General features: G+C 59.0%; 18 protein-coding genes and 5 pseudogenes. 9 read left to right on the plus strand and 14 right to left on the minus strand.

Annotation, left to right across the window (positions count from 1 at the left end; genetic code table 11):
* Positions 1-92: 92 nt before the first annotated feature.
* The 11 genes from ASB66_RS23605 to aepX form a co-directional block, all read right to left on the minus strand.
* The gene (locus ASB66_RS23605) at positions 93-935 is read right to left on the minus strand and encodes a MurR/RpiR family transcriptional regulator (RefSeq protein ID WP_147274076.1); all 843 of its coding nucleotides are present in this window, start codon (positions 933-935) and stop codon (positions 93-95) included.
* Positions 936-1,065: 130 nt separating this feature from the next.
* Positions 1,066-2,022 carry a sugar phosphate isomerase/epimerase family protein gene (locus ASB66_RS23610; protein ID WP_060716529.1) on the minus strand — a complete coding sequence of 319 codons (957 nt, stop codon included), beginning with the start codon at positions 2,020-2,022 and terminating at the stop codon, positions 1,066-1,068.
* Between the two features lie 62 nt (positions 2,023-2,084).
* A complete protein-coding gene (locus ASB66_RS23615; RefSeq protein WP_060716530.1) occupies positions 2,085-3,170 on the minus strand; it encodes a PLP-dependent cysteine synthase family protein in 1,086 nt (361 codons plus the stop codon).
* Positions 3,167-4,504, minus strand: coding sequence for an alanine racemase (locus ASB66_RS23620; RefSeq protein WP_060716531.1), 1,338 nt, complete (start codon positions 4,502-4,504; stop codon positions 3,167-3,169). Before ASB66_RS23620 ends, ASB66_RS23615 begins: the two co-directional genes overlap by 4 nt.
* Positions 4,495-5,487 (minus strand): ornithine cyclodeaminase, encoded by a 993-nt coding sequence (locus ASB66_RS23625; protein ID WP_060716532.1) that lies wholly within the window; start codon positions 5,485-5,487, stop codon positions 4,495-4,497. Before ASB66_RS23625 ends, ASB66_RS23620 begins: the two co-directional genes overlap by 10 nt.
* 13 nt (positions 5,488-5,500) lie before the next feature.
* On the minus strand, positions 5,501-5,944 hold the full coding sequence (locus ASB66_RS23630; protein ID WP_060716533.1) for a ParB N-terminal domain-containing protein: 444 nt from the start codon (positions 5,942-5,944) through the stop codon (positions 5,501-5,503).
* A gap of 64 nt (positions 5,945-6,008) precedes the next feature.
* On the minus strand, positions 6,009-7,211 hold the full coding sequence (locus tag ASB66_RS23635; RefSeq protein ID WP_081088907.1) for a CDP-alcohol phosphatidyltransferase family protein: 1,203 nt from the start codon (positions 7,209-7,211) through the stop codon (positions 6,009-6,011).
* Positions 7,212-7,222: 11 nt separating this feature from the next.
* Entirely contained in the window at positions 7,223-8,179 is a 957-nt protein-coding gene (locus ASB66_RS23640) for an NAD(P)-dependent oxidoreductase (RefSeq protein WP_158544233.1), read from the minus strand.
* A 32-nt stretch (positions 8,180-8,211) separates the two neighbouring features.
* Complete coding sequence (locus tag ASB66_RS23645; RefSeq protein WP_060716605.1) at positions 8,212-9,012, minus strand: phosphocholine cytidylyltransferase family protein; 801 nt, start codon at positions 9,010-9,012, stop codon at positions 8,212-8,214.
* Between the two features lie 33 nt (positions 9,013-9,045).
* Positions 9,046-10,233 (minus strand): aminotransferase class I/II-fold pyridoxal phosphate-dependent enzyme, encoded by a 1,188-nt coding sequence (locus ASB66_RS23650; RefSeq protein ID WP_060716536.1) that lies wholly within the window; start codon positions 10,231-10,233, stop codon positions 9,046-9,048.
* Between the two features lie 59 nt (positions 10,234-10,292).
* Entirely contained in the window at positions 10,293-11,213 is a 921-nt protein-coding gene (gene aepX, locus ASB66_RS23655; RefSeq protein ID WP_060716537.1) for a phosphoenolpyruvate mutase, read from the minus strand.
* A 324-nt stretch (positions 11,214-11,537) separates the two neighbouring features.
* Between aepX and ASB66_RS23660 the strand changes: the two genes are divergently transcribed.
* On the plus strand, positions 11,538-12,296 hold the full coding sequence (locus ASB66_RS23660) for a GntR family transcriptional regulator (protein ID WP_060716538.1): 759 nt from the start codon (positions 11,538-11,540) through the stop codon (positions 12,294-12,296).
* 5 nt (positions 12,297-12,301) lie between these two features.
* Positions 12,302-12,808, plus strand: a complete 507-nt coding sequence (locus ASB66_RS23665; RefSeq protein WP_158544234.1) for an FCD domain-containing protein — start codon at positions 12,302-12,304, stop codon at positions 12,806-12,808.
* 345 nt (positions 12,809-13,153) lie between these two features.
* Here the strand turns inward: ASB66_RS23665 and ASB66_RS23670 are convergent, their stop codons facing one another.
* Together ASB66_RS23670 and ligD are read right to left on the minus strand one after the other, a co-directional pair.
* Entirely contained in the window at positions 13,154-13,927 is a 774-nt protein-coding gene (locus tag ASB66_RS23670; protein ID WP_060716540.1) for an SOS response-associated peptidase, read from the minus strand.
* Positions 13,928-13,984: 57 nt separating this feature from the next.
* The gene (ligD, locus tag ASB66_RS23675) at positions 13,985-15,046 is read right to left on the minus strand and encodes a non-homologous end-joining DNA ligase (protein WP_060716541.1); all 1,062 of its coding nucleotides are present in this window, start codon (positions 15,044-15,046) and stop codon (positions 13,985-13,987) included.
* Between the two features lie 300 nt (positions 15,047-15,346).
* Between ligD and ASB66_RS23680 the strand changes: the two are divergent.
* From ASB66_RS23680 to ASB66_RS23700, 4 genes and pseudogenes are all read left to right on the plus strand, one after another.
* Positions 15,347-16,294, plus strand: a pseudogene (locus ASB66_RS23680) (DinB/UmuC family translesion DNA polymerase); the annotation flags it as partial.
* Positions 16,291-17,598 (plus strand): annotated as a pseudogene (locus ASB66_RS23685) (PHP domain-containing protein); the annotation flags it as partial. The pseudogenes ASB66_RS23680 and ASB66_RS23685, both read left to right, overlap by 4 nt.
* A pseudogene (locus ASB66_RS23690) lies at positions 17,559-20,394 on the plus strand (Eco57I restriction-modification methylase domain-containing protein); the annotation flags it as partial. The pseudogenes ASB66_RS23685 and ASB66_RS23690, both read left to right, overlap by 40 nt.
* Before the next feature lie 307 nt (positions 20,395-20,701).
* Positions 20,702-22,462 (plus strand): ParB N-terminal domain-containing protein, encoded by a 1,761-nt coding sequence (locus ASB66_RS23700; RefSeq protein WP_114386962.1) that lies wholly within the window; start codon positions 20,702-20,704, stop codon positions 22,460-22,462.
* A 331-nt stretch (positions 22,463-22,793) separates the two neighbouring features.
* Here the strand turns inward: ASB66_RS23700 and ASB66_RS23705 are convergent.
* Positions 22,794-23,153 (minus strand): annotated as a pseudogene (locus ASB66_RS23705) (tyrosine-type recombinase/integrase); the annotation flags it as partial.
* A gap of 3 nt (positions 23,154-23,156) precedes the next feature.
* Here ASB66_RS23705 and ASB66_RS23710 point away from each other — a divergent pair.
* From ASB66_RS23710 to ASB66_RS23720, 3 genes and pseudogenes are all read left to right on the plus strand, one after another.
* Positions 23,157-23,906, plus strand: a pseudogene (locus ASB66_RS23710) (site-specific integrase); the annotation flags it as partial.
* Positions 23,903-24,841 (plus strand): tyrosine-type recombinase/integrase, encoded by a 939-nt coding sequence (locus tag ASB66_RS23715; protein WP_060716546.1) that lies wholly within the window; start codon positions 23,903-23,905, stop codon positions 24,839-24,841. The pseudogene ASB66_RS23710 and the gene ASB66_RS23715, both read left to right, overlap by 4 nt.
* Positions 24,838-25,830 carry a tyrosine-type recombinase/integrase gene (locus tag ASB66_RS23720; RefSeq protein WP_060716547.1) on the plus strand — a complete coding sequence of 331 codons (993 nt, stop codon included), beginning with the start codon at positions 24,838-24,840 and terminating at the stop codon, positions 25,828-25,830. The genes ASB66_RS23715 and ASB66_RS23720 overlap by 4 nt, the downstream gene beginning before the upstream one ends.

Genomic DNA, 25,830 nt, shown 5'->3' on the forward strand with positions numbered 1-25,830 from the left:
TTGCTCGACCCGTCGGCTTTCCAGCCATTGGCCCCATTCTTCGTCATCCCCGTTCATCATTGGCGTAGTGTTGACGACGCAGTGTCCGGCTTTCAGGTTCTGCGATCCAGTTCACTGCGAAAATCGCGAAGTCGGCGCGCCGTTTCCATGGCCTGGTCCGGGCCAAGCTGGGTAAGAGACAGGACAAGGGTCTCAAGGGCGAGCAGGATCGTTCCATAGAATGTCATATTGCCGACCTCGGTTCTTGGTACTTCCAGAACGGACTGAGCACCTACCGCGAGGCGACCAGTCGGGTTGTCGGTAATGACGACGAGCATTCCACCGATACGTTGAAGCTCCTCCTTGATGAGAAGGCTTTCCTTGTGTACTTTGCCGTAGGCGAGGAGGATTACAGCGTCGTCCGGCTGGAGGCCGAGCAGAGCGTCAGCGAAGGCGTGGCCGGTGCCCTCCATCACGAAATTCGCGCGGCCTATCCGGCCAAGATGCGTTGAGGTCTGTTGCGCCAGACGGACAAGGGGCCCGCCGCCATGAAGGCCGATCCGGCTGGCATCGTTGAGGAGCAGCGCCGCAGACTGAAACTGCTCTGGCAATGTCGGTCGCGACAGTCTCTCCAGTGTCCTGGCATAGGCCTCGACCACCATCTGGAGCGGAGGCCGGCCTCCATCCTGTGTCAGCTCACTCACGGTCACGCCGACCTTTTCTACCGGCGTACGGGCACCCTCGTCGAGTTTCTCCGCGATCACGGTCTTAAGGTGAGGCAGTCCATCGAAGCCCAGCGTCTGGATCGACCGGATAACGGTTGCATCGGAAGCGTCGATTTTCGCAGCAAGCTCGAGTGCGGAACTGACAAGCACGGCGTTCGGGTGTCGCTCGATGTAATCGAGAAGCCGGCTAGCCGCGGCGCTGAGATTTTGTCTCTGCTGCACTTCAAGCATATAATATTCCACTATCCGTTCTGAGGTTCCCTCGAGGGGCTGAGCGCCATAACTAGCCCGAACAGGCAACGAATTCCAGCAGCAGGAATGTGTCGCATCCCCTCACGATGCCGTTCGCCGGAGGACAGCGTCACAAGACCCCGCGGACTTGCCCAGCTTGTCGATCATTGCGAGGCATGCCTCGATAGGCCAAAATCTGCTCTTCAAGCCGAACCGCAACTTTGTGAGCGCGCTGATAAAATGCCCCCTCGGCCATGCCATATCGGTCAATGTGGGTTTCCAGATTGAGCGGTGCTTCGTATTTTGTTGCCGCGATTGCGCGTGTCACGGCTTCCCAGTCGATCCGCCCATCAAAGGGCAGCAGATGATCATCGGTTGCGCCAAAATTGTCGTTGATATGCGTGGTGATAAGACGATCTCCGTACTGTTCCACTACGGCGCATGATCCGGGCGCAATCATTTCCCAATGACCTGTATCGAGGCAGAGGCCAATGAACTCAGCCGCAAAGCGCGCAAAAAGCCGCTCGTAAAGCTGCAGGAAGCTCGAAGCCGATGCGCAAAACAGAGTTTCGACCGCAATCTTGACCTTCTTTTCCAGGCAATATGGCTGAAGCTCCTCAAGCGACCTCCATAAGGGGGCAAAAAAGGCATCTTCTACCTCTCTGGAGCGGAACACCTCATCCGTGATATCGATGTGCATGACGATATCGGGCGCTCCGAACGCGCAGGCCAGGTCGATCCGGTTCCTGACCAGCTCCACACCGCTTTTCCGCTGCCACTCGTGAGGGGACAGAATGTCCCTGCGGGTTTCCATACCTATACGCCGGTCTTTCCGCCATCGCACTTCGCTGATCGGATTGCGTCCGTTGCTGCCGTGAAGAGATTTCACCTTAAGTCCGGATGCGTGGACCATCTCAGCGGTGAAGGCAATCTCGGCGTCGCTGAGCATGTAGGAATTTCCGGAGTCAGGGTTCCAGTTGATATGGGTAAAGCCCGCGTCAGAGATCAGCCGCAAGGACTGCCTGACCCCTTCGTCGTACCAGCGTTCTTCCTGTGGCCATTGCCAGACTGTAATGCAGGTATCCATCGTTTTCGCTCCTTGCGAAGTCGTTGAAGCAGGCAGGCGTCGAACTGCACACCACTCAATGATCACCCGACCAGCCTTGATTGCTCTGCTGGTCCGGAAGCTTGCGTGGCCATCCGGATAGATTCACGATAGGCTTCAAACATACGGTTGATCCGTCGGTGGGTGGGTTCGCTGAGCAATTGCCGTTCTTTCAACCAGTCATCGTTGTAGACTGTGTCGAGATACTTCTCCCCGGCATCACAGACGAGAACGACGATGGTGCTCCGGCGCTCCAGAAGGGGCAATCGCTTCATGGCGACATGGATGGCCATGCCTGCTGTCCCGCCGACCAGAAATCCTGTTTTCCGCGCAACAACCCGCGCTGTTGCAAAGGCGTCGATATCGCGAACGGTAAGCTCCTCATCGATCAGGGAATGATCGACATTCGGGCCCACGCAGAAACCTTCCGGAGCACCTGCTCCGGTCTGCCAATGCTGGCGCGCGGGACCCCCGAATATTATCGAGCCCGCGGGTTCGACGCCGATGCTGACAACCTTTGACCCCAGCCGTCTTAGTTCACTCAGCGTCCCGCAAAGCGTACCGCCAGTTCCGACGGCACCGACCAGATATCCGATGTCAATGCCCAGATCGCGAACCAGTTCTTCTGCCAGTCCGGCATAACCCAGATTGTTATTTGGGTTATGGTGTTGGTCCGGCCAGAAAGCTCCTTCCGTCTCGGCGATCTCGTTTGCGATCCGCATGCGTTCAATTGTACTCGCCTTGTCGCTCGTTTGGCCGCCCACGAACCGCAATTCGGCGCCCAAGGCCATCATGGCGCTCAGTTTTGCGCGCGACGCGTTGTTGTCGACCACGGCGATGAATTTGTAGCCACGCTCGATCGCCATAAACGCAAGGCCGGTTCCGGTATTGCCTGAGCTCGACTCCACGATCAGCCCGCCGGGTTTTAAACGCCCGTCCCGTTCGGCGGCCAAAATCATCTCGCGGGCCATCCGCACCTTGCAGGATCCGGTTGGATTGAGTTGCTCCATCTTCAGAAGAAGGCGACTGCCCGAACCGACGCGCGCAAGTTCGAACAAAGGGGTATCGCCGATCAGCTGCGATCCGGCTGTGGCGATGTTGCTCCCCACGTGTCGGTCTTGAAGCGTCATTGGTCAATCCTCCAAACGAATTGATTGTCTTGCCGTGAGACGACGATCTTGGGCGGAAGGGGAAGCTGATGAAAAGAGCTTTCGTTCTTGTCCATCTGGTAGCCAGCGGTATTCGGATAAAGGATGAGATCGCCGTAGCGTGGCGGCGCCTCGAACGCGACTTTGCGCCACGTCAAGACGTCGTACTCCATGCAGCTTGATCCGCCGATTGCGGCCCGGGTCGGTTCCTGTCGGCGCTCTGGCCCCATCTGGACAAGCATTGGTGTCGGCAGAAACTCGCTGTTGACCCATTGGGCCGACATGCTCATGCTGAGGCCTGCAACCGTGGCGAGACCATAGTCCCCGTTTTGCTTGAACCCTTGCACCGGGAACACGGACATGCCTGCGCCATCTAACAACGCCCGGCCTGGCTCGAGAAAAAGCTCAATCTGGTGGCTACGAAGCTCAACAGCAAGATTTCCGGCTGCGCACGAGCTGCTAAGGATCGCATCGAGCATGTCTGCGCCCGCAGGTGACTGGTAGAACGGATAGAATTGAGAAAAGGTCTTGTTGGCGTGGAAGAGCTCCGGGCTGCAAGCCTCCTTGAACACCAGCCAGTCCTCCTCGGAAACGAAGCTACAGGCAAACCCGCCGCCTATTGATATAGCCGATGCCTCAAGACCCATCGCCCGCGCACCGAGACATCTTGCAATCAAGGTAAGAGCCAACTCCGCTCGGGGCTCGACGGCATAGCCGTCGAGATGAAAGGAAAATCCCTGCATTGCGATATGCTGCTTTGTTTCCGCGCACCTCTTGAGCGCAAGGCCGAGGTCTCTTTCATTCAGCCCAAAGCGGCTGTCCTGGGCCGAAGGCGGGAGAACCCGCAACAGAACCGGCATGGGAGTAGTGGATTGGGCTGCAATCGCGATCGCCCGCTCAAGTTCGTCGAGCGCATCAATGGCGACAATGGCGTTATGCCGGCACGCCAGCCATAAGAGCTCGTCATTCTTTGCAGCGCCCGTAACTCCGATGCGCGCACCAGTTATACCATTTGCCAGGGCATGTATGAATTCAGGAATGCTGGCCACATCAACAGCCCCGTTGAGGTTCGCAACTTCGCGAAGCCAAGCGGCAGCCTTGTTGGCCTTCTTGCCAAAATAGACACGGCCGCGAACCTCGTGCCGTTTCAGCACCGCCTGAAAAGCCAAAAGATTCTCGGCAAAGCATTCGGGATGAATGAGATGGAAAGGACCTTGGACTGCATGGCCGATCTGCCGCAAGAACCCGTTATCGTGCCGGACCTGAACCGCCCATTGCCGCTCCAAGGCCCGCAAGGATGGAACTGCTAACTCCACAACTCAATCCTCCTGCCGCGGCCCGCTGCGATTGCCAGCGTCGCGAAAGCGTGTGCGATCGGAATGTCGGTGATCACCATGCCGCTGTTGAAGGCAAAGACTTTGTCCTCCTGGCTGCGCCGCCCCGATTGGCGACCTGCGATGATGTCTGGCAGTTCTGCATCGACGTCCAGAATGCCGTCTGGACTAGCCAGCCGTCGGTGCTTTTCGAACATCTGACTTTTGTTGGTCGCGATCTTATAATCGGCTTCCCCGAGAGCGCCGTCCTCCACCCCCTTGCTGGCAACCGATATCAACAACCCACCGGGAGCAAGCCACTTGGTCTGAACCCTGGGGTGGGCAGCGCGCCCGGAGGCCGCCACGACGATGTCCGACATCGCGACTGCTTCGGGCACATCACCCACCAGTTCGACCTCGCGATCCGGGAAGTATCTTTTGAAGGTTGCGATGCTGAGCTCGATCCCTTCCGGATGGGTGCCGAACAGGCGCAATGTTTCGAGCTGCGGCATGGCGGTCAACAGATAGGGCAGCGTGTTGACGCCTGAGCGGCCGCTCCCGATCATCAGAGCCGAGCGGGCGCCGTCCTTGCCACAATATTTGGCGATGATCGCCGTTGACGCGGGCGTCCGGTAGCCACCAACCTTCAGGCCGTCCATGAACGCAAACGGCATGCCCGTCGTGTCGTCATAGAGGCTTATCGTGGGGTAATATTTCTCATAGTTCGTGTTCCCCTGCCGGTATGACGTTTTGAAAGCGAGCATCTCGGTCCCGCCATCGTAGCCAAGCATCGAATAGGACAGCGAGTCCCGGTCGTTTGGAAGCGGCAAAATCAGTTTCGTCGGGCAACCCGACTGGCCGTTTGCATAGGACAGATAAGCTTCCTCGACGATCTGGATGACTTCCGACGGCGCCAGCTCGATGTCGGCGAGTTCTGCCCGGGTCAATACGTGCAGGGCTGGCGTATGGAGATAGGATCTGGTCATCTGCTTTTCCTCTTCAAAATCGAGCTCTGAAAACCTGGGGAGGGGCGGTCAGCATGTCCGATCGCAACGTGTAGCCGAGGCGCTCAAGTGGAATGGCGCAAGCCGGAATCGGCCGATTGAAGACGTGTCGCGTGGTCTTGAACGGGAACAGGCGACCGCTGCGGGCCATGGCGAAGATCTCTTCGGGCGTCACCGTCTCTCCCGCACGCCACGACGTCACCTCCACCTGTTCGTATCCAAGGAAAACAACAGGCAAAAATTTAAGATTGAGCCGTTTCGCGACAGTGAGCCGATGATGCCCGTCCATGACAAAGTGCGCATCCCTGTGTGCCGTGATCGGTTCGATCCAATGCCCGTCGGACAGGATCTTTGCTTCAAGATCGTGTACTCTCGAAAGATCCACCTCTTCGGTAGGCACGAGCAAATGGGGGTCAAACAGGCAGTATGAAGAGGCCATTTCGGGCTCCTTTCGACCACGCGGATCTTGCGACACATGTTGCGATTCCCAACGAACGTCGGATCTATTCGTAAATACCTTGAACCGACCGCTCGACGCGCCAACATACCCAGAACCGGCGGCCAATTTCCGTCGCGGCAAAAACACCGCAGAGAACGATTGGCAGCATCCGGAAGCCGAAAAGTGCGCAGAGCGTGATGATCAAAATTCTGACGTCGCGCCCCAGTCGGAAATAGGTATGACGATCTTTGGACCGCATCCAGCTATCGTAGAGCAAGCCGGTGTAACTGCTGGCAGAAACAGCTACCAAAGCACAGAGCGTAATAATGAGATATTGCTCACCGTAGGGCTCATGTAGCGTGAGTGGCCAGGCAAGTGCCAGCAACATAGCGGCATCGAGGACGCGGTCCAACGTCAGATCCAGCCAGGAACCGAATGTCGATTCTTTGCCCTGAAGCCGTGCCACCTCGCCGTCGGCTTCATCGAGAATACCTCCGATGAGCCAGCAAACTCCGCCAACCGCGAGCGGCGACGCTCGTCCGTCCAGAAATAGCAGAACTGCACAGAAGGCGGATAAGGCGCCCGCCAGCGTGACGTAATTGGGGTGTATTCCAGCCGCCGCGAGCGGCTTGGAGGCGAGACGGCAAAGATGCCGCACGATCAGGCGCGATACCGGACCATCCATGGATCTCTGAGAGGCACGGATCTCCAAATGGCGCTTGACGCCCGCTACCAGGTCTGGACCCATCGATGTGATATTCACCGCCTCTTGCGGTCGGTAAAGAATGAAGGGTACTCCCTCCTCGCTATGGCTTGGAAAAACATGGCAAAGCAAAACCTCTGCCCCATGGTGGTCGCACGCCGCCTTGATCGATTGCAGCAAGCTCGATTCCTCGGATCCGTTATCGCTCTTGCGGGGAGCTTCCATGTCAGTGGTTTCCAGTGCCGTGAATTTCGTCAGCAAGGCGAGGCCCGACTGATAAATGACAATGGCCGAACGCTTGTCGCCCTGTGGGAGTTGATCGAGTTGCCTGGAGACAAACGAGAAATTGAGCTTCTTCGCGAGCAGCAGTAGTTTCTCGTTTGTCTCCGAGCTAAAAAGCTCCTTGCCGACAATGGAGACGGACACTTCCTGGAATGTTCGCCTCAGAAGCTGTAGATTCCTCTCGAAGCAAGAGGACCCATAAGCTCGCGCGAAGAAGTAATCCGATATCAATTGCGGATCGGAAACGTCGTCGAAATCGATCGCGTATATAATTGACTGCATTTTGAACCGCCTTAACCGGAAACAACCGAATTTTGTTGTTTGATGACACTGAGCAAAGCCGTGGCGTGGATCTCGATCCGCCTGACAACTGCGGCCCCAACGTTCTCCATCGCCTCGCTGGTCTGGGCGCCCACATGGGGCGTGCACAACACATTCGGAAGGTTGAGAAGCTCGTCTGCTGGATCCAGCGGTTCGGAGTGAAATACATCAAGCCCGGCACTGGCGATCTTGCCAGAACGCAGGGCGGCCAACAGTGCCGGCCGTTGAACGACGCCCGCTCGGCCTGTATTGACGAGTACTATGCCGTCTGGCATGCGGTCGAACTCGACGTCTCCAATCATCCCCTGCGTCTCCTTGGTGAGCGGGAGATGGATCGATAATGCGGACGATCTGCTGAGCAGTTCCTCCAGGTTTGTGAATGATGCGCCCGTCTGTTCGGCCACCAGCTGCTTTTCCCGTTTCATCGGCGAACGATCGAAGACAGAGATATTAAAGCCGAGGGCGGCGCTGCGCTTTGCCATGAGGCGACCTATCTGGCCGAAGCCAAGTATACCGAGCGTGTGTCCTTCAATATCCCGAGCCAGTTGCGCGTATTTGATCCCCCAGTTTCCGGCGCGAAGCTCGGATGAAAACAGCGGCAAACGTCGCCAACCGCAGAGAAGCAAAGCAACCGCATGGTCGGCGACAGATCTCGACGCGGCCGGGGTAGAATCGACTACGATGCCCCGGTTGCGAGCGGCATTGACGTCGATGTTATCAAAGCCGGAGCCTGCTTTGATTATGAGGCTCAACCGCCCGGCCCGATCGATGTCAGCGGTGGTGACCCCGACGTGACTGCGCAAAACGAGGATGTCGATATCATGAAGATGTTTTGTAAAGTCGCCGTCTTTGACCTGTTCCACCGCATGGCGGGCAGCAAGCTCGTCAATCATGGACTGATGATAGTGACCAAGGAGTAGGATTTTCATCATACACATCCGCAGTGAGAGTAAGGCCTCGGTCAGGCGCTGCGAGCCTCGACCGTTGTGTTCAGGCGCATGGGTGCGGCGAATATCCTTTCCGCGATCCGCAGATCCTCAGCGCTGTCGATCTCGTACCATCGAAGGTCATCGCAGCGGGCTGCGGCCACCCGCAGTCCACGCCGTTCAATCAGGTTTGCGAAAAGCTCCTCCGTGTAGGCCTTGACGGCGCCGGTACCGATCAAATCATCGAGGAACGGAACGATCTTGCCCCTGAGATCTGTGGAGCTCAGGCGCATCAGGTTCATTGTCTTGAAGAGCTGCGGAGACCCGTCGGCGAGATTTGCTGCCGTCTGCTTCATGCGGACTTCGGCTATATAGTCGTTTTCCCCGAGAACGACCGCAGATCCCTCCATCGAAGCGTCGAACGGTGCGACGGCGGACGTGTTTGGGACGTCGTTGATCGTCAGATAATGGAGAGCATTCACCTCGAAAAAGACGTCGCCTTCCAGAAGATAGCAATCGCCTTGAAGAAGTGCCTCGCGTGCTAGCCATAGCGAATACGCACTGCCCGTCTTGTCGAACACGGCAGACTCGACATAGCTGATCTCAAGTCTGCCGAACCGCGAGCCGCAGGCATACTGAATCGCGTCCTTGCGATAGCCAACAACGATGGTGACGTCTTCGACACCGACCGCTTCGAGGTTCCGCAAGGCATTGTGAAGGATAGGAACTCCGTTGACCTCGACGAGCGGCTTGGGCCGAAGATCGGTCAGAGGGCGCAGCCGGGAGCCGAAGCCTGCGGCGAGAATAACGGCTCTTTTCGGATGGTAGTTTGTCATTTGCATCCCTTTATGAAGATGAGGAGAATTGGATCATTTCCAGGCGTTGAGCATCTCAACGAGACGGGAAAGCCCGGTCTCGAGCGTCTCCGGTGGGATCCCGTAAGAGAGACGAATGCCCGATGGATCGCCGAAAGCCGTGCCTGAAACTGCGGCGACGCCGACTTCACTCAGAAGCGAATTCACAACGTCATCTGCGGTGACGGCAACGCTGCCCGCTTTCGTTTTCAGCAGCTCCGACAGATCAAGATAGAAGTAGAAGCCGCCCTGTGCATTCGGCACGGGAACATGGGAAAGGCCGGAAAGCACGCTGAGTCCGATCTGCCTGGACCGGGCGAGCTGAGAGCGAAGGTTGGCCTGGTAGACGCCGTCGTCCTGCCGCAAGTGGGCGAGCACAGCGTGCTGTGCAATCACGTTTGGATTCGAGGTCGTATGAGACTGCAGAGCCTTAACCGCGTTGACCACATCCTTGGGCGCGCTGAGATATCCGATGCGCCATCCGGTCAAGGCAAGAGACTTGCTGAAAGCGTTGATGATCACAGTCCGCGAGCGAACTTCCGGTACCAGTGAAACGATTGGGTGGTGGGTTTGGTGGACATGTACGAAATCGCCGTAGCATTCATCGAAGATGATCCAGAAATTTCGGTTATGGGCGAGCTCGGCGATCGCCACCAGCGTCTTAACACCATAGACGGCACCAGTCGGATTGGCAGGTGTGTTGATGACAATCGCTCTGGTCCGCTCCGTCACGGCCGCTTTGATATCCTCGATGAGGGGGACATAACCGTTGGAGCGCGTTTCAACAAAGACAGGTGTCGCGCCGGCGATCATCACCTGGGCCGGGAAAGTGGTCCAGTATGGCGACGGAATGATGACTTCGTCACCAGGATTAAGCAGCACCATGGCCGTATTGAAGAGCGCCTGCTTCGCGCCACTGGTGACGGCGATTTCGTCCGGCTTCCACAGCTGGCCCGTCTCCAGTGAAACTTTTCTAGCGAGAGCTTCGCGCAATTCGATCAGTCCGATCGTATCGGTATATCGGTTGATGCCCTTTTGAATTGCCTCGATGGCGCCATCGCGGATCGTCGGTGCAAGGTCAGACCAGATTTCTCCGGCGGTAAGATCGACAATCTCCTTACCCGCGTCGGCGGCGGCTTTTGCCGCCGCTCGTGCTGCAGCTGTGCCCGATGACTTGAACATGTCGGTGCGTTGCGCAAGCATGTGCGCCTCCTCACATCACTGAATGGGGTTGAACAGGCCGCTTTAAGGCCGACGAACGCTCAGGTACCTGCGTGTTTCGGAAGATAACGGTCTTCTGCGGCCGCGAGCTCGTCGTAGCGCAGGAGGCCGAAAACTTCCTCCAACGTCGCTACATCCGGTTCTACGCTTGCAATGCTTTCTTCCGCCAGTATGCGGCCGCATGTGGCACGCATGGCCGCAATTGCAGCCCGCATATTGTGATTGGCCCAGATCACGGTGGAGATCCTGGCTTCCCGATAGACCGATACCGGGGTCTTGTAGTATTTCGTCGGGACGATCACGACGGGCAGTTTCCCGCCCCACTGCTTCGAGAATTCGAGGATCTCTGCGGCATCGCTTTTGCGCGAATGGATCAGGATGGCATCAGCACCTGCGTCCGCATAGGCATGAGCACGAACCAGAGCTTCTTCCAACCCGTACCCCGCAATCAGTGCTTCGATGCGAGCAACGAGCACCATTTCAGGAACAGCATCTTTCACTGCTCGGAGACGGCCGGAGAACTCATCAATATCAGCCAGCGGATGACGGTTGCCGATGAAGCTGTTCATCTTCGGAAAGCCTTTATCCTCTAGGCACACTCCGGAGGCGCCGCGCTGCTGGAGTTTTGTTGCCAGCAATCGAGCATTATTGAAATTCCCAAAACCGGAATCGCCATCGACGAGAATAGGCAACCCGCTGGCATCAGCCATACGTTCGACAACATCGACTACCTGTGTCCAGCTTGCCTCGTTGGCATCCCGGTAACCGAGGCTCGAGGAAATTGAGAGGCCAGACGCCCAAAGAGCTTTGAACCCGGCTCGTGCAGAGATTGCTGCAGACAGCCCATCATGCGCCTCCATGACGAATTCCAGCTCTTGCGAGCGGATCAGCGCGGATAGCGATTTTTCCGAAGCATTCAGAGATACAATCGTGTCGTGCAGAGAAGAAACCAGTTCGTTCATTGCCGCGTCTCCTTCAACTGGAGCAACGATGTGTGACAATTAGATGAAACACAAGAGAAATATTTGGAAAAAATGGAAAATAATCAAGCTATTTCAATGAGATATGGAGGATATATCGGTGTGGTGCAATATAGGGGGGCTATATCGAAGAAATATCCGTAGGCCTTCAAAGGGTTGGCTGAAATACTTGACAAATTTGGTCAAAATATTATCGATATAGCAAGCATAGCGGGAACAAAGCTGATACCGTCTTCTCTCAGATTGTATGAGCGGGAACATCTGTGTTCTCGCTGGAGATGACGCGCGTTCGGAGGGGGTGTCGAAATGCAAAAGCAACAGCCGCTGTTTGCCAGTGATGTAGACGTGACCGATGATCACGACAAAGCTGGTCAGGTATATGCGCGTATCAGGTCGGTTCTTATTTCCTATCGGGTTCCGTCGTCGACATTTTTGAATATCCGGACGATTGCTAAAGCCTTGAATGTCAGTCCTACACCGGTGAGGGAAGCGCTGATCCGCTTGGCGAATGAAGAGCTGGTTCTGCAAGCTCCAGCTGGGCGGGGATATTTTTCGCGAGTACCAAGTGTCGATCAGCTCGCCGCTGAATACGAGGCAGCATACTCAATCATTTGCTACGCCATACGAAAGAATGCTCGAGGCTTTTCCCTAAGAGGTCTACGGCCGCTCAAGGAGATTCAGGCCGACGTCTCGGCTTTCCAACTAGCTGCAAATGGTGCGTCTCCATTTGTGGTCTTTTTGGAAACGCTCTATCAACGGCTCGTTGGGATATCGGGAAACGCAATATTACAAGCTCATGTGCAACACTTCCTCGACCGTACGAGCTTCATCCGCGAATTCGATCTTCTTACACCTCAGCGCCAACACCAGATTGTGGATCATATGACGCAATTCATCGATCTGCTTGAAGGCGGACGAACTGAGGACGCGATTAAGAATCTTGAACAACAGCTTACGATCAAGACAGGCTTGCTTCCCGAACTGGTACATGGTGTGATGCAAAGGTCGGCCGCCGACAACAAGTCTATCGAAGCATTGATATCCGAAAGTCCTTTGAAAGGATGATCGAGTTGTCCTTCCATTCGAATTCAAACGGCGAGATCTCAACGCGGGAGGTTCGTGAGGATCTGGAGATTGCTACGGCCATCATGACCTACGCCATCAGGAGGAATCTGGGCGGCTTTCGATTTTCAGGTCTTCGAGTTCCGTGGATCATCCAGGATTGGGAGCCTGGCAGGCAATTACCGGACGTTGAGAGTTTTGCAACGGAAGTGGCGACTTTTCAGGAACATCTGCACGAACGCATTGTGGCGCTCGCCGACAATCGGAAAATGGTTCGTACGATGTGGAGCCTGAACGAGAGCACGCGCCATTTTCGCGAATATGAATTGCGGAGGCCGGAAGCCGCAAGGGATATTCTCGATAGGACGGCAGCCTTGGTGAACGCCTTGTTTAATCGGGATGAGCAACTCTGTTGCACCATCTTGCTGCAGTGCGCAGAACGGCGCTATAAGCTATTGGTTGTCTCGCCCGATACCTCAAACGGCGAAAACCCACGCGAAGCAGCTCCTTATTAAACTATCATCACTCACCGTAACCTCGCTGAATGATTGTCGTCGATTGCGCGACCGGACAATCATCTAAGGGTAAAGGGTACGTTTCTGAAGGCAGCGGGATCGTGAGCTCGGTCCCTTTGAAGGCGCGCCTTGGTGCCTTCGACGGCGCTCGTCAAACATAAGTGGATCACTCAGTGATCGACACGCGCCTGATCACCATCGCCTTGAATTTTGATCACGGGTGGAAAGCAAGGCGACCAACCAGCCTAAACATTAAAATGGCCTTCTGGGTAAGCGGGTTGGCCGCAAAACTGATCACGCTGTCCTTTCTTACGAGGCGCCATGCTGAGCGTCTGAGCTCTAGCCTCAAAGCAGACTGCCCTGTCCCACGGGCTCTCCGGATTTGGACACGATCGTGGATCCGTACGGTTCGCGCGACGAAATGATCAACGCATCATCTGGCAAAGGCCGTGCCAGATCTTTGGCTTCGTCCCATGGCGCCTGCATCCACACCTCGGTCTCCTCTTCGGTCAGGAGAAGAACAGGCATCGCCTTCTCATGGATCGGCTTCACGAGATTGTTGGGATCAGTGGTCAAAAACCCATAGAGGTCGTCGGTCGTCGGCCCATCCTTCACCTTCCGGACGCTCTGCCATTGCGGGACATGGATGCCGGCGAAGAACATCAGCGACTTCTCCTCGTCCCGCGCAAACCAGGCGTTCGGCACTTTCCCGCCGGGTTGCTGGCTGGCGGGATCGGGCTCGGCGAAGCTGGTGACCGGGACGAGGCATCGGTGCTCGAGACCAAACCATCGTTTCCAGTGTGGGAAGGTGAGCTTGCGGACGTTGGTCGTGCCGCGGTCCGCCTCCATGCGGATGAGCTCTTCAAGATCGGCGGGCTTCCCTTTGGCTTTCAGTTTTTCGGCCTTGACTTTGGCGGCCTTTTCCAAAGTGAACCGCGGCGAGGGAAGACCCCAACGCGCATGTACCAATTGTTTCCTCCCATCAGCGGTGTTGCGGACAATCGGTCCCATCTGATCGGGGTTCATTTGATAGGCTGGCATGAGGTTGATGAGGCTCTCGGCGTCCTGAGCCCATTTTGAAACCCAGTCCTTGTCCTCCATCCGATAGAGATTACACATGCGACCCCCTCCGCTTCGACCAAATACGGCTTACTCTAGCGCATGTCGCTTGTTTCGCTAGTCGAGCTGGTAAACGTCGGCATTGTCTTGCCGTTCCCGCAGGCCCTTGTACGACGGATGACGGAGTTTCCCGTCCGATGTCCAGGCGCGAAACTCGATCTCGGCGATCAGGGTAGGCTGGACCCAGACAATGTCGGCAGTTCCGGAATGGGGCAGGGGCGGCTGCTTTCGCTTCCATCGCAGCGTGTCCAGCATCTTCCGCAACCGGATGATCTCGGCTCCCTTGAAGCCCGTGCCGACGCTTCCGACGTGGACGAGATCGCCATCGCGGTAGGCGGCGAGCGCTAACGAGCCGAAGCCGGCTGGGTACGATGCGGACCTCTCATAGCCGATGATGAAGAAAGCCTCGCTCTGGATGCATTTGACTTTTACCCAATTCCCGGTCCGGCCCGAACGATAGGGCTGATCTAGGCGCTTGCCGACGATGCCTTCAAGGCCGAGGCGGCAGACATGCTCAAGCAGGACAGCTGGCTCGGCATCCAGTGTTTCTGATATCCGAATGGCGCTGGCTTCATTCGTTGGGCCGTTTATCGTGTCCTCGAGAAGGTGTCGGCGCGAACGGTATTCAACTCCGCGCAAATCGTGCCCATCCAGATAAACTAGATCGAAAGCGTAAAGGACGGCGTGGGAGGCGCGCTTGCCAGCTTGTTTGCCGGATGCACCCAGCGATTGCTGCAGCAGCCCGAAATCCGGCCGCCCCTCATCGTCGAGCACGACGGCTTCCCCATCGATGATCATCGTCGCCGGCCCCAGCGCTCGGGCGGCCTGCTCTATGGCCGGAAACCGATGTGTCCAGTCGTGGCCGCCGCGGGTAAGGATCCGGATCCGCTGGGGCTCGATATGGACCGCAAGGCGATAGCCATCCCATTTCAGCTCCCAACTCCATTCGTTTCCGGTGGGAGGCTTAGCCTTCAATAGGGCCAGCGCCGGCTCGACGCGATCAGGTATGGGATCGAAGAGGAGCTGTGGTTGAGCTGGATTGCGCTTCCTGCGCGGCTTTGAGCGGATCGGCGGCTCGGTGTCGCGAAGGAGGGGTTTTGATCTCGGAGGCCTCGTCATCCGGCCAGTTCATCAGAAAAACCTTAATAATACTGTGACTATCCCTATATTGTCCCCGCTATTCACCGATCAGGACATAAGACTGTAGAAGCCAGCGAAATTTCTTGGTCGCAGCTATTCACCTGATTCTCATGAAGAATCTCGAACTTCTAATGTTCGGAACAATACTCGTACGTTTTTGCCGCCTTGACTCCTTTCCCATATGGGAACAAAAACAGAACATCGACATTTGCACGACATGAAGTCGCCCTGCCAACACGACCTTGAAGGGAGCCGTGAACAATGACTGCTGCCCGCGAAAGCGATCTGCGCACGCTTGGCTTCCAGACAATCGGAGAACTCGCCAATACTCCACGTGCGCCGCTGACGCTTCGTTTCGGCCCGGAGATTGGCCGGCGGCTGGACCAGATGTTTGGCCGCGCCTGCGAACCGATCGATCCGATCCGCACCGCCGAGCTCATCGAGGTGAGCCGCGCCTTCGCCGAACCGATCGGTGCTGCCGAAACCATCAACAAATATGTCGGCCGGCTGATCGTGCAACTGATCGAGGAGCTGCAAAGGCGCGGCCTTGGTGTCCGGCGCGCCGACCTGATCGTCGACAAGGTCGATGGCACACGGCAGGCGATCCGCGCTGGCACCGTGAAGCCGGTGCGCGACGTCGCCTGGCTGACGAAGCTGTTTCGCGACCGGACGGAGAAGATCGAGCCGGGCTTCGGGATCGAAAAGCTCACTCTGGTCGCGGTGATGGCTGAGCCCCTGGAGGAGCGCCAGAAATCCTCCTCGCTGGTCGAGGAGGAAGTGAAGGACGTGACGCCGCTGATCGATATCTACGGCAACCGCGGGCAGCGCGTCTATCGGGTGGCACCGGTTGCCTCCGACGTTCCAGAGCGCTCCGTTCAGCGCATCAGTCCTGCTGCCGATCCGGTCGAGGTTACCTGGGTCAGCCATTGGCGCCGGCCGGTCCGGCTGCTGGCCTGTCCGGAGCTGATCGAGGCCATCGCCTTGCTACCGGACCGCCCGCCGGTTTCGATCACCTGGCGCGGCAAGCGGCGGAAGGTCAAGCGGGCCGATGGGCCCGAGCGGATCTTTGGCGAGTGGTGGCAGCGCGACGCGGAGATGGAGGCGGTGCGGGACTATTTCGTCATCGAAGACGAGGCCGGCGAGCGTCTCTGGGTGTTTCGCTCCGGTGATGGCATCGATCCTGAAACCGGAAGTCACCGCTGGTTCGTGCACGGGATCTTCGCATGAGCTATGCCGAGCTGCAGGTCACGACCCATTTTTCCTTCCTGCGCGGTGCAAGCTCGGCGCAGGAACTGTTCGAGACCGCCAAGGCTCTCGGCATAGAAGCCGTCGGCGTTGTTGACCGCAATTCGCTTGCCGGAATCGTCCGGGCGCTTGAAGCATCGCGCGCCACCGGTTTGCGCCTCGTTGTCGGTTGCCGGCTCGATCTGCAAGACGGCATGTCGTTGCTGGTCTACCCGACCGATCGCGCTGCCTATTCGAGGCTCACCCGGCTGATCACGCTCGGTAAGTCCCGCGGCGGCAAGAACAACTGCGTCCTGCAATGGGACGATGTCATCGCCTACGCCGACGGCATGATCGGCATCCTGGTGCCGGATCTGCCGGATGACGTCTGCGCGATCCAGCTGCGCAAAATGGCCGAGCTGTTTGGTGATCGCGCCTATGTGTCGCTCTGCCTGCGGCGCCGGCAGAACGACCAGCTGCGGCTGCATGAGATTTCCGATCTTGCGGCGCGGTTCAAGGTGAAGACGGTCGTCACCAATGATGTCCTCTTCCATGAACCAGGCCGCCGGCAGTTGCAGGACATCGTCACCTGCATTCGCACCCGCGCGACGATCGACGAGGTCGGCTTCGAGCGCGAGCGCCACGCCGACCGCTATCTGAAGCCGGCGGAAGAAATGGAGCGATTGTTTCCGCGATATCCTGAGGCTCTGGCACGAACCATGGAGATTGTCCGTCGCTGCACTTTCTCGCTCGGGGAGCTTACCTACCAATATCCGGAGGAGGCGATCGTGCCGGGCAAGGATGCCCAGGCATCGCTGGAGCATTATGTCTGGCAATGCGTGCCCGATCGCTATCCCGAAGGTCTGCCGCCCGATGTGTTGAAGGTCGTGCGGCACGAGCTCGATCTGATCCGCACCATGAAATACGCCCCGTACTTTCTGACCGTCTTCTCGATCGTGCGCTATGCGCGGTCACAGGGCATTCTCTGCCAAGGCAGGGGTTCCGCCGCCAACAGCGCCGTCTGCTACATTCTCGGCATCACCAGTATCGACCCCTCGACCAATGATCTTCTGTTCGAACGCTTCGTCAGCCAGGAGCGCGACGAGCCGCCGGATATCGACGTCGATTTCGAGCACGAGCGGCGCGAAGAGGTGATCCAGTGGATCTACCAAACCTATACCAGAGAAAAGGCAGCGCTCTGCGCCACCGTAACCCGCTACCGTGCGCGCGGCGCGATCCGCGACGTGGGCAAGGCGCTCGGCCTGCCGGAGGACGTGATCAAGGCGCTGTCGTCGGGCATGCGGTCGGCGAGACCGACTATGCCTCGCTTGCCCGCTGCACCCAGTATGCCCATTTCACACCGGAATTCATCGTCCGGGCGATCTGGTCAGCGCTTCAGCGTCTCGGATGGCGCGGCGGCCGGGTGCTGGAGCCGGGGATCGGCACGGGCCTGTTTCCGGCGCTGATGCCGGAAGCGCTTCGTGATCTTTCGCACGTTACCGGCGTCGAGCTCGATCCCGTCACGGCATGCATCGTCCGGCTGTTGCAGCCCCGGGCGCGGATCCTCACCGGAGATTTTGCGCGCACGGAGTTGCCGGCAAGCTTCGACCTTGCCATCGGCAATCCACCTTTCTCGGACCGGACCGTCCGTTCCGACCGCGCCTATCGCTCGCTCGGGCTGCGATTGCACGACTATTTCATTGCCCGGTCGATCGATCTGTTAAAGCCGGGGGCTTTCGCCGCCTTCGTCACCAGCTCCGGCACGATGGACAAGGCGGATTCCTCCGCGCGCGAATATATTGCAAGGACGGCGGACCTGATTGTCGCCATCCGGCTGCCGGAAGGCAGCTTCCGGGCCGACGCGGGAACCGACGTCGTCGTGGACATCCTCTTCTTCCGTAAACGCAAGGTCGCCGAGCCCGAGGGCGATCTCTCCTGGCTCGACACGGACGAAATCCGGCCTGCCACGGAGGATGAGGGCGCCATCCGCGTCAACAGGTGGTTCGCGCAGCATCCGGAATTCGTGCTCGGCACCCACGCGTTGACCGTCGGTCCTTTCGGCGAGACCTATACATGCCTTCCGCGTGAAAGCGAGGATCTCGACGCGGCGCTGTCGGCCGCCGTCCATCTTCTTCCGGAAGGCCGCTATGACGGCGAGCCCACCGCGATCGATCTCGATCTTGAGGGCGCGACCGACGATAGTCCTGTCGATCTTCCGTCCGGCCAGCATGTCCGCGAAGGTAGCTTCTTCGTCGATAACGCCCGAGGCCTCATGCAGGTGATCGATGGCCAGCCGGTCACTATTACGGTCCGAAAGGGCCGCAGCGCGGACGGTATCCCGGAGAAGCACGTCCGGATCATCAGGAAGCTGATCCCGGTCCGTGACGCGGTACGTCAGGTGCTGAAGGCCCAGGAGCTGGACCAACCCTGGAAGGATCTGCAGGTCAAGCTGCGCATTGCCTGGTCGAGCTTCGTGCGCGACTTCGGCCCGATCAACCACACCACGGTCTCGATCAACGAGGATCCGGAGACAGGCGAGACGCGCGAGAGCCATCGCCGGCCTAATCTCCAGCCGTTCGCAGACGATCCCGATTGCTGGCTGGTCGCCTCGATCGAGGACTATGACCTCGAAAACGATACGGCGAGGCCCGGACCGATCTTCACCGACCGTGTCATCTCGCCGCCCGCCCCGCCGGTGATCACCAGTGCCGCAGATGCGCTCGCCGTGGTGCTCAACGAACGCGGGCGCGTTGATCTCGATCATATCGCCGAGCTTCTGCACCGTGATCCCGAAGACGTCGTCACTGAGCTCGGCAGCGCGATCTTCCGCGATCCCGCCGACGGATCCTGGCAGATGGCCGACGCCTAGCACCTATCTCCGCCATGACGGCAAGCCGTTCGAGTTGCCAGGTGCTGCGCAGATGATCTTTTCCGACCTGGGCACCATCAGCGTCGAGAAGACGAGGGGCTTTTCCGCCTATCGCTGGATCCGCGATGAGCTGATCCGCATGGGTGTCCCGGCATCGGAAATCGCCTTCATGCAGGACTTCAAGAAGTCGGAGGCCAAGCAGCGGCTGTTCGGCGACGTCAGGGCCGGCAGGGTCCGCTTCCTGATCGGCTCGTCGGAAACGATGGGGACCGGGGTCAATGCCCAGCTCCGCCTGAGGGCGCTTCATCATCTCGATGTTCCGTGGCTTCCCTCGCAGATCGAGCAACGGGAAGGCCGCATCGTGCGGCAGGGCAACCAGCATGATGAGGTCGATATCTTCGCCTATGCCACCGAGGGTTCGCTCGACGCGACGATGTGGCAGAACAACGAGCGCAAGGCGCGCTTTATCGCGGCCGCGCTCTCCGGTGACACCTCGATCCGGCGGCTGGACGATATGGGCGAAGGGCAGGCCAACCAGTTCGCAATGGCCAAGGCCATCGCGTCGGGCGATCAGCGGCTGATGCAGAAGGCCGGGCTCGAAGCGGACATCGCCCGGCTGGAGCGGCTCCGTGCAGCGCATACAGACGACCAGCACGCCGTTCGCCGGCAGCTTCGCGATGCCGAGCGCGACATCGAGGTATCGACACGGCGGATTGCGGAGATCGATCAGGACATCACGCGCCTGATTCCGACCGCTGGCGAGGCCTTCACCCTGACGGTCGCGGGGAAAGACTACTCCGAACGCAAGGACGCGGGTCGCGCCCTCATGAAGGAGATCCTGATCCTTGTTCAGCTCAGCCAGGAGGGCAAGGCCGTCATCGCCTCGATCGGCGGTTTCGAGCTCGAATTTGACGGCCGGCGTTATGGCAAGGATGGCTATCGCTACACCACCAAGATGAAGCGAACCGGCGCGGACTACGAGGTCGAGCTTCCGATTACGGTGACGCCGCTCGGGGCCGTTTCCCGCCTCGGACACGCACTCGACGATTTCGAAGGCGAGCGGGAGCGCTATCGCCAGCGTCTCGGCGACGCCCGCCGCAGGCTTGCGTCGTACCAGTCGCGCGGCGAAGGCAGTGAATTCGCATTCACCGGGGAACTGGCCGAAAAACACCGGCAGCTTGCCGAGGTCGAGGCGGCACTGGCGGCTGATGTCGGTGAGCGGATCGTGGCTTGAGAAGCGACACTCGTGACAACATTCGCCCGCACGGACGCTCTTCTGAAATGAGAAAATAGGGAAGGGGGGAAGCTTGCTCGCAGATCGGGCAGGCCGCTGACGCTTGCGCTCAACCGCGCCACTCGCGATCCCGGCCCGTCGTCCTGCGCAGGGCTGTAAGCCCCGCTTGGCCAGCCGGGCAGGGATGCTCGGCCGCAGTTGCACCGGCCCGTCCGCTCCGCGGTCCGGGAAGTGTCTTTGGAAAGAACTGAAGACGGAAGAGGGCTGGCAAGGCGCTGGCCCATCAATCCCGGAAGGAGCCAATCTCATGCAAATCCTCAAACTCGATCCCCGTGCGCTGAAAGACAATCCCGATGACACGCGTCGCTCGAAATCCTCGCAACAATCCGACGCGCTGTTGCTTGCGACAGTGAAAGCGGTCGGCATCATCCAGCCGCCGGTCATCTCGCCGGAAGTCGACGGTGGCAATGGCTACATCATCCAGGCCGGACACCGCCGCGTGAAGCAGGCGATCGCAGCGGGACTGGAGGAAATCACCGTCCTCGTCGTCGCAGCGGCCAACGACAATGGCGCGATGCGCTCGATGGTGGAAAACATCGCCCGCGAGCCGCTCAACCCCGTCGACCAATGGCGCGGCATCGAACGCCTGGTTGCGCTCGGCTGGACCGAGGAAGCGATCGGCGTGGCGCTCGCATTGCCGGTCCGCCAGATCAGGAAGCTCAGGCTCCTGGCCAACGTGCTGCCTGCCATGCTCGACCATATGGCGCTCGGCGACATGCCGAACGAGCAGCAGCTCCGCACCATTGCCGCAGCCTCGCTCGACGAGCAGAGGCAAGTCTGGAAAGCTCACAAGCCGAAGAAGTCCGAGCGGGCCGACTGGTACAACATCTCTCGAGCACTCTCCAAGACCCGCATGTTCGCCAAGGATGCGAGCTTCGGGGATGATCTCGCCGCTGCCTATGGCATCGAATGGGTCGAGGATCTGTTCGCTCCGGCCGACCAGGACAGCCGCTACACCACCAACGCGGAAGCGTTTCTCGGCGCCCAGCAGGAATGGATGACGAACAACCTTCCCAAGAAGGGGTCGATCATCGAGGTCAACAACTGGGGCCAGCCGGAACTGCCGAAGAAAGCGGAGCGTGTTTACGGCAAGCCGTCCAAGTCCGATCACGTCGGGATGTATCTCGACCGTGACGGCAAGGTGCAGTCAGTCGGGTACCGGATGCCGGAGGACAAGAAAACGAAGAAGGGCGGTTCGTCCACGATGGGCGCTCTGGCCGAAGCCGATGATGCAATCGTCGACGCGCCGAAACCGCGCCCCGATGTGACTCAGAAGGGGCAGGACATGATCGGCGACTTCCGCACCGACGCCCTGCATGAGGCGCTTGGACGCGCCCCGATCGAGGACGACATGCTGATGGCCCTGCTCGTGCTTGCGTTCGCCGGCCTGAACGTCCGCGTGGATTCCGGCGCGACCGATACCGTGTTCGGGTCGAAGCGCTTCAAGCGCCACGCCGCCCGGCTGATCGGCGAAGACGGCAGGCTCGCCTTCGACGGGGAGACATTGCGCGTGGCCGCGCGTTCGATGCTGATCGATGTGCTGTCGTGCCGGCGGGGTATGTCCAACAGCGGCGTGATCTCCCGGATCGCAGGTGACGCGATCGGCGCCGACAACTTCCTGCCGAACATGGGCTCGGAGGACTTTCTGCTGTGCCTGTCTCGTCAGGCGATGGAAGCAGCGGCGAAGGATGCGAACGTACTTCCGCGCCAGAAGGTGCGGGAGACCCGTGCGGCTCTCGTTGATCATTTCAGGCAAGAGCGCTTCGTTCACACGGCCGCACTCTTCGCGCCCGATCCGCAGGACATCGTGGATCTCATCAAGAGTGGCGAGGTTCTCGATGACGACGACAGCGCGGAAGAAGCAGACGTCGATGAGCCCGCCCTTGATGGAGAAGAAGCCCTCGCCACCCCCGAAGACGAGGCCGATCTTCCGGGCAGCGCCGACGACGCTCCCGAAGCCGTCGATCCTGACGAAGAGCAGGATGCTTACGGGATCGCCGCGGAGTAGCCGCGTCCCTCCTTCCCCTTCCGAATGGTTGTCCGCCGCCGGTGATTTCCACCGGCGGCGGCTTCGTTTCCTGCCCTAAAGATCAAGGAGATCAACATGTCCGCACATCTCGCATTCCTGGCGCCGATCGGTACCGTTCTGGCGTGGTCCAACGGCCAGCCGCGCCCGCCGGAGCGCCATCGCAAAAAGCTCTCCGCGTGGAAGTTATGCTGACGTCAGCATAATTCCCATTATGCCGAGGTCGTAATTATGCCGAGCATCTTATGAGCTGCGACGTCAGGGCATGGGTTGTGGTCCAAAATGCTCGGCATAATATCGATCTGTTCAGCCGTCAGGTGCCGTTGCTGGCGGTCGCGAGCATGGCGAGCAGCTTGTCCGAAGGCGGTTGGAACCGGCCAGGCTTCACACCCGGCGGTGCATGGGCGGCGAGAATGGCAAGCTTCTCGGCCGCATCGGAGCGTAGATAGATTTCGGTGCTCCGAAGCGACGCGTGCCCAAGCCATAGCGAGACCTTCCGAATGTCGCCGGTAGCCGCCAATGTATGAGCGGCACAGCTGTGGCGAAGGACATGCGGTGTCACCCGCTTTGACAGGAGTGATGGACACGCTATCGCCGCCTGACGAGCATGCTTCTCTACTACCAATGCGAGACCGTCGCGGCTAAGCGGCTCGCCAAGCCGATTTAGGAGCAGGGTCTGCTCGCTGGTATGGAGCATGTTATCGCGCGCAAGACGCCCTACCGCGACAAGACGTTGTCCACGCATCTGCGCGGCTTCTTCCAGTATCTGTTCGCCCAAGGTCTCACTACCGCCAACCTATCGCTCTGCGTGCCCAGGGTGCACAAGCCCTGGGGCGAGAGGCTTCCGAGATATCTGTCGCCCGATGAAGTGGAGGCCGTTCTGGCATCGGTCGCGACCAATCCGCGGCGAGGCGCCCGCGACTACGCCATGTTGTTGTTGATGGCGAGGCTCGGTATCCGCGCTCCGGAGGTCATGGCGATCCAGCTCGATGATATCGACTGGCGAGCTGGAGAGCTTCTCGTTCGCGGAAAAGGTCAACGTCACGACCGGCTGCCAATCCCGCCCGACGTCGGTCAGGCAATCAGCCGGTATCTGCGGGAGGAGCGGACTTCGACGACAACCCGCACACTGTTCGTGAGCCATCGGGCGCCGAACCGCCCGTTCAAGGATAGCCAGATCATCAACTCGATTTTGCGGGAGGCGTTCGCGGCAACCGGGGTGAAGCCGCCAACACCATATGTCGGATCGCATGTCCTGCGCCACAGCCTTGCGACAAACTTGGTTCGCTCCGGTGCCTCGCTGGAGGAGATCGGCGATCTGTTGCGGCATCGATCGCGTGCAACAACGATGATCTATGCGAAGCTCGACACGGATGGATTGCGCTCCATCGCCCAGCCTTGGCCGATCACGGAGGCAGCACAATGAGCTTCATTGCTGAACAGCACCGTTACATCAGTATGAGAAGGCGGCTGGGTGCCGACCTGAGTACAGACGAACGCATATTGCGTCGCTTCTCCGCCTTCGCCGACAGCAATGGTGCCGAGTACGTCGATACCAGATTGATCATGTGTTGGCTCGAAAGCCTGTCATCCGCCAGTGCAGGAACACGAGGCACTCGCTTCCGGGTGGCTCGTCAATTTGCCCTCTGGCTACACGGCATGGATCCTCGGCACGAGGTTCCGCCCCAGGGATTAGTGCCTGCTCATGTCCAACGTGTACATCCACACATTTACAGCGACGCCGAAATCATTGCGATTATCGAGCATGCCCGCACGTTGCCATCAGTCTACGGCATGCGCGGTCTCACCTGTTCGACGCTCTTCGGCCTGATCGCCGTGACCGGACTTCGGATTAACGAAGCCTTGCGTCTCGACCAGACCGATCTCGATGTTGAATCCGGCGTCCTTCGTGTTCGCTTCGGAAAGCTCGGCAAGGAACGAATGTTGCCCCTAGATCAAACCGTCGTGCACCAACTGGAGACCTACGGGCGTGAACGGGACCGGCTATTAGGTCACAGATCAGAGCCTATGTTCGTCACGTGCGATGGCCATCGTCTCGGCGATTGCGGCGCCCGCTACAACTTCGCGCTGGTCTGCCAACAGATTGGTTTGAGGCCGAGGCAGGCTTACAAGCGCCATGGGCGCGGGCCACGCATTCACGACCTTCGTCACACCTTCGCGGTTCGGACGCTGCTAAACTGGTATCGTTCCGGCCAGGATGTCGGGCGCGAGATGATCAAACTCACGACTTGGCTCGGTCACGCGAGCCCCGCCAATACCTATTGGTACCTGGAGGCGGTTCCGGAATTGCTGGAATTGGCTTCCGCCCGCATAGCAAGCGCAGCGGAGGGGATTCGATGAAGGCGAGCAGTTTCCCCGCGCTGATCCAACGCTTCTTCACTGACCGGCTCTGCACACAGATGGAGGCAAGTCCCCACACCATCGCCGGTTACCGGGATACATTCCGGTTGCTGATACGCTACGCTGGCTCACGGCGTGGAAAGCCGCCCACGAAGCTGACGATCGAAGATCTTGACGCCGATCTTGTCGCCGACTTCCTGACCCACGTCGAGACGGCGCGCGGTAACACGGCACGAACCCGCAATACGCGCCTTGCCGCAATCCGCTCATTCTTCCGATACGTTGCGATGACCGATCCGACCTGGCTTCTCCATTGCCAGCGCATTCTCTCGATGCCAAGCAAACGATACGTCAAGCGAAGCGTGACGTTCCTCGACGCAGACGAAATAGCAGCCCTCATGGCCGCGCCGGATCGGACGACGTGGGTGGGGCGCCGCGATTACGCCCTGCTGTTGCTTGCGCTTCAGACCGGATTGCGGGCATCCGAGCTGATCGGTCTGCGCTGTAAGGACGTGGTTTTGGGAGACGGCGCCCACATCCGTTGTATCGGCAAGGGGAGAAAGGAGCGTAGTACGCCTCTCCGTCGCGATACGGCAAAGCTGATCCGGGGTTGGATTGGGGAGCGTAGTGACAGCGACAGTCCCCTGTTCCCCTCGATCCGGGGCGAACGGCTCAGTCGTGATGCATTGGAACATCTGGTGCGCAAGCATTGCCTCACGGCATCCCGAGCATGCCCGAGCCTGGCAAGCAAACGGGTTACACCGCACACCTTGCGGCATAGCACCGCGATGGAACTGCTCCATCACGGCGTCGACCAATCCGTGATCGCGCTCTGGCTTGGTCATGAATCCGTGGAAACGACCCAGATCTACATCCACGCCGACATGCGGTTGAAGGAGAAGGCGCTTTCTCAGGTCGCGAGACCGGAGGCCCATCTAGGGCGGTATCGACCCAACGACGAACTGCTCGCGTTCCTTGAATCGCTCTGA

It is taken from the genome of Gillisella vitis (genome assembly GCF_001541345.2).
GTDB lineage: Bacteria > Pseudomonadota > Alphaproteobacteria > Rhizobiales > Rhizobiaceae > Allorhizobium > Allorhizobium vitis.